This window comes from Blastomonas sp. UPD001, assembly GCF_003426715.1.
Lineage (GTDB): Bacteria > Pseudomonadota > Alphaproteobacteria > Sphingomonadales > Sphingomonadaceae > Blastomonas.
In genome coordinates this window covers 925,856-930,021 of sequence record NZ_QKVT01000001.1, presented here as the reverse complement: position 1 = coordinate 930,021, position 4,166 = coordinate 925,856, and the positions used below count along the sequence as shown (strand labels likewise).

The 4,166-nt window shown below is 62.5% G+C and carries 5 protein-coding genes and 1 pseudogene; 4 read left to right on the top strand and 2 right to left on the bottom strand.

Going from position 1 to position 4,166, the window contains the following annotated elements; translation table 11 throughout:
- A pseudogene (locus DM995_RS21665) lies at positions 1-576 on the bottom strand (hypothetical protein); the annotation flags it as partial.
- Positions 577-888: 312 nt separating this feature from the next.
- On the opposite strand from DM995_RS21665, the gene DM995_RS04520 reads away from it, so the two are divergent.
- The 4 genes from DM995_RS04520 to DM995_RS04505 all read left to right on the top strand — a co-directional run bounded on the left by DM995_RS04520 (position 889) and on the right by DM995_RS04505 (position 3,612).
- Positions 889-1,551 (top strand): energy transducer TonB, encoded by a 663-nt coding sequence (locus tag DM995_RS04520; RefSeq protein WP_031318149.1) that lies wholly within the window; start codon positions 889-891, stop codon positions 1,549-1,551.
- Between the two features lie 96 nt (positions 1,552-1,647).
- Positions 1,648-2,415 (top strand): MotA/TolQ/ExbB proton channel family protein, encoded by a 768-nt coding sequence (locus DM995_RS04515; protein ID WP_116968639.1) that lies wholly within the window; start codon positions 1,648-1,650, stop codon positions 2,413-2,415.
- Between the two features lie 181 nt (positions 2,416-2,596).
- Entirely contained in the window at positions 2,597-3,130 is a 534-nt protein-coding gene (locus DM995_RS04510) for an ExbD/TolR family protein (RefSeq protein WP_031318148.1), read from the top strand.
- A 38-nt stretch (positions 3,131-3,168) separates the two neighbouring features.
- Complete coding sequence (locus tag DM995_RS04505) at positions 3,169-3,612, top strand: ExbD/TolR family protein (RefSeq protein ID WP_023838217.1); 444 nt, start codon at positions 3,169-3,171, stop codon at positions 3,610-3,612.
- 81 nt (positions 3,613-3,693) lie between these two features.
- Here DM995_RS04505 and DM995_RS04500 read toward each other — a convergent pair.
- On the bottom strand, positions 3,694-4,166 hold a 473-nt coding region (locus DM995_RS04500), incomplete at its 5' end, for a hypothetical protein (protein ID WP_198669251.1).

Below are 4,166 nucleotides of genomic sequence, written 5' to 3'. Positions count from 1 at the left end.
AAACACCTGCGTCTCGCCTTCGCCCTGCAGATTGCCGCGAACGTGCAGCGCCTCGCGGATGCCCTTGATCGCGGGCGGCGCGCCCGGGCTGACCAGTTCGGTGACGATCGTGCGCACGCGCTGCTCGGTGGCCTGCGTCCAGGCGATCTGCGCGTCCTTCGATACCAGCTGGATTTCCCCGGCGCGCGTTCCGGGGCGCGCGAACAGCAGGAACTGCTGCTTCCGGAGCTTGGGAACCTTGCCCCGGGCGTCGCGCGGCACGTCGACCAGATACCGAATCGATTCGCTGACGCCCTGTCTGCCGCGAATGAGATTCAATACCTGCGCCTCGACAAACAGCCGTGCCATACCGGGAGCGACGTCGGGCGCGCGCTCCGGATCGACCACCGTGGTCTTCTTCACCTCCACCCGCAGCACCTGCGGCGCGGCATCGGCGAGCCTTGCAAGAGCGACATAGCCGGGTCCCTCCGTTTCGGATGAAACCTGTGCATTCGCGCCGTATACGATAGGAAAACCGCCACTAATTGCGATGGTTAAGGCCGTGGCGGCGGCAAGCGAGTTGAGCGCGTGCGGCATGGGGGAGACTCCTCGTTTTCGCTGTGCGGAAAGGCGGCTGTCGGGGCTCAAAGGTTAATTCAAACTGAATCCATTTAAGCGATTGCCTGCTGATAAGTTGCGCGTTAAATCCCCTTTCGGGCAAGAGAAAAACAAACCAGAGGCTGGAACACAGCGGGGGAGCGGGAAGCAAGCCGGAAGGGTTGCGTTCCGCAACTTGCATGTTCCATGCACCAGCCGCGGTCATCGGCTGGTTTGTCCGGGTGTCGTGGATTGCAATGTCGGCGCTCCCCGGATGACGGGTTTCACTAGGGTAAGGAGCGTCGTTTCTGAATGGCCTATGCTGATCAACAGGCAAGCGGAAACAAGATAGTTTCCCTCGTTATCGTGGCATTGATCCACATCGTGGTCATCTATGCCCTGGTAACAGGACTTGCATATAGTGCGGTCAAGACGGTCGCAGAGAAGCTGAACGTCGTTGACGTAGAGGAAGAGGTGATCGAGCCGGAAGAGCCGCCGCCACCTCCGCCGGACCAGCCGATCACGCCGCCGCCGGTCGTAACGCCGCCGCCGATCGTTCGGACGCCGCCAACCACGGCGCCGGTCATCACCACCACCAACACTCCGCCGCCGGTGTTTACGCCGACGCCGATCGTGGCTCCCCCGCCACCGCCACCCGCTGCGCCGCCGCCGCCTTCCAAGGCTTCGGGTGCACAGCCGCGCGGTAATCCGGGAAGCTGGGCAACCCCCAACGATTACCCCGCTCGCGCTCTTCGTGAAGAGCGTGCCGGCACCACCCGGTTCCGCGTGACCATCGGCCCCGATGGCCGTGTCACCGACTGCCAGGTGACCGGTTCGAGCGGACATGCCGATCTTGACGAGGCGACCTGCAAGAACGTGACCCGCCGGGCGCGCTTCAAGCCGGCACTCGACCAGGCAGGTAATCCGATCTCGGACACCTATTCGAACGCGGTTCGCTGGGAAATTCCGAAGTAACTTTGGACTGGATGCCGCTCCGGCGGATTGGGTTTTGGTTCTAGACGCACCGGATTTTTGGACGGCGCTCTATCTATTTTCTGAGAGGAAGTTTTGATGTTGATTGAAATGCTGGCTGCGGCTGCAGGTGAAGCGCCGAAAAACGCTTTCGGTTTCGCGGAAGCTCTGGAGCAGGGCGGTGTCATCGCTTACGCCACCGTCGTTATCCTGGGTATCATGTCGTTCGGTTCGTTCTTCATCCTGTTCACCAAGCTGTTCGAACAGCAGAAGGTGCTTTCGCAGGGTGCCAAGGTTCGTGAAACCTTCTGGCGCGCTGGCAGCATGAAGGAAGGCGCCAACAAGCTGGAAAAGAACAGCGCCTATCGTCAGATCGTCGACGACGGCCTGAAGGCACAGGAAGAGCATGCCAAGCTGACCGATCCGGTCGAAGCGCATGACTGGCTGCACGGTTCGCTGAGCCGTTCGGAAGCTGCCATCAACGCCAAGCTGGCTGGTGGTCTGCCGTTCCTGGCAACCGTGGGCGCGACCTCGCCGTTCATCGGTCTGTTCGGTACCGTTATCGGTATCTACCGCGCACTGATCAAGATCGGCATCGCCGGTCAGGCATCGATCGACCAGGTCGCCGGCCCCGTCGGTGAAGCTCTGATCATGACCGCACTGGGTCTGGGCGTGGCCGTTCCCGCCGTGCTTGCCTATAACTGGCTGCAGGCTCGCAACAAGCTGATCGCTGCTCAGCTCAGCGCCTTCTCGACCGATGTTCTGGGCTACATGGCTTCGAACGGCGCTGTGGTCCCGGCGACCAAGGCTCCGGCTGCTCCGGCTGCCAAGCCCGCCGCTCCGGCCGCCGCACCGATCAAGAAGTAATCCGGCATCGGGCAGGGATGCGGGCCAGCCTTTTCGGGCGCCGCATCCCTCCCGCGCAGCCTGGCCCTGATTTGCCAGCGCTGCATCGGATAGACTGGCCGTTCGCAGGTTCGCCTGCCCGGCCAGTGGCACAGCCACCGCTCCCCGGAGAATGTGGCATGACAGAATAGGATTTGTTGCGATGGCAATGAGCGTTGGAGACGCCGGCGGCGAAGAGAAGCCGATGTCGGACATCAACACCACGCCCCTTGTGGACGTGATGCTGGTGCTTCTCATCATCTTCCTGATCGCGATTCCGGTCGTGATCCAGACGGTGGATGATCTGGAAATCCCGGTCGTCGAATTCGAACCGACCGAGACGAAGAACGAAAACATCCTGCTTTCGGTTTCCTCGACTGACGCCAATGGCCTCAGCCCCGGTGACGAAGGCTTTGCGGGCGCAAGCCCGAACGGCGAATGCCGCGTGTACGTGAACGTGACGCCGGTCGACAATGCCGAGCTTCAGGAACTCGCTGTGAAGCGCCTGGAATCGATCATTGAAAATGCCGGTGGCGTGGAGAACCTGAAGGAAGAAGATCTTCCCGAAGTGCACATCCGCGGCGATGTCAACGCACCCTATCGGTGCATCGGCGGCGCCATCTTCACCGTGCAGCGCGCCGGTTTCGCCAAGGTGGGCTTCATTTCGTCGCCCATCGCGCTGGTCGAAGCAGGTTGAGCGCTTCGCTGCGCAAACAGGAATTGGAGTAGCTTGATATGGCAATGAGTGGCGGCAAGGACGATGGCGAGCCGATGATGGAGATGAACACGACGCCGTTGATCGACGTCATGCTCGTGCTCCTCATCATGTTCATCATCACCATCCCGGTCCAGACCCATGCGGTGAAGATCGACCTGCCGGTCGATAGCCAGACCCCGCCTGACGTTCAGATCGAACCGGTCAAGAACAAGCTGACCATCGACACCAACGATACCATTGCCTGGAACGGCACCCCGGTATCGCAGGGACAGCTGGCCGGCATTCTGGCGCAGACCCGCAACATGGATCCGGAACCCGAACTGCAGTTCCAGCCGGATGCCCGTTCGCGCTATCAGATCACCGACGAGGTCCTCGCCGTGATCAAGCGCAGCGGCGTGACCAAGCTGGGCTTTGTGGGTAACGAACAGTACGGCACCTTCCAGAAGCCGCCGGGCCAGTAAGCGTCCGGCAGCCTCGGGGCTGACACAGAAAAGGGCGGCGTAGCGATACGCCGCCCTTTTTCTTTGCCCGCGTCCGGCGGATCAGCTGCTGCGCTGGCGGTCCGAAAGCTGACGCAGAGTGGCGAGCGCGTCGCGCAGCGCGGCGTCCATATCGTCGTCGGTCGCGCCAGCAGCCGGCGCTTCATCCGACGGCGTGTCGATCGCGGCAGGTTCATGCGCGGTCGCGTTATCGGCGATCGGCTCTTCGCCATGGTCTGGCAGCGCCGGCGGAAGATAGTCGACCTCTTCATCCCAGAGCGGCTGCGAACGAAAGCTGGCGGCTTCGCCATCGGTGTCCGCCGCGTGCAATTCGGCTTCGACGGGTTCGCCAGCTGCGATGCCCTGGTCATCGAACCGCGGCACGTCGCCCAGTCGCAGACGGAAGGGCCCACCGGCCTCGCTCGTATCGGAGGCGGCGACCGGCGGCTTGCCGAGCGCAAAGACCTGGGCACTGGCTTCGGCCACCGATGCTGCCGAGCGACCGGTCTGCGCCTCGCGACGCCGCCGCGCCAGGC

Bases quoted from the DNA above. Each gene is read 5' to 3' on its own strand.
- DM995_RS04505 (WP_023838217.1), top strand. From the start codon at position 3,169: ATGGCAATGAGTGGCGGCAAGGACGATGGCGAGCCGATGATGGAGATG.
- DM995_RS04515 (WP_116968639.1), top strand. From the start codon at position 1,648: ATGTTGATTGAAATGCTGGCTGCGGCTGCAGGTGAAGCGCCGAAAAAC.
- DM995_RS04520 (WP_031318149.1), top strand. From the start codon at position 889: ATGGCCTATGCTGATCAACAGGCAAGCGGAAACAAGATAGTTTCCCTC.
- DM995_RS04510 (WP_031318148.1), top strand. From the start codon at position 2,597: ATGGCAATGAGCGTTGGAGACGCCGGCGGCGAAGAGAAGCCGATGTCG.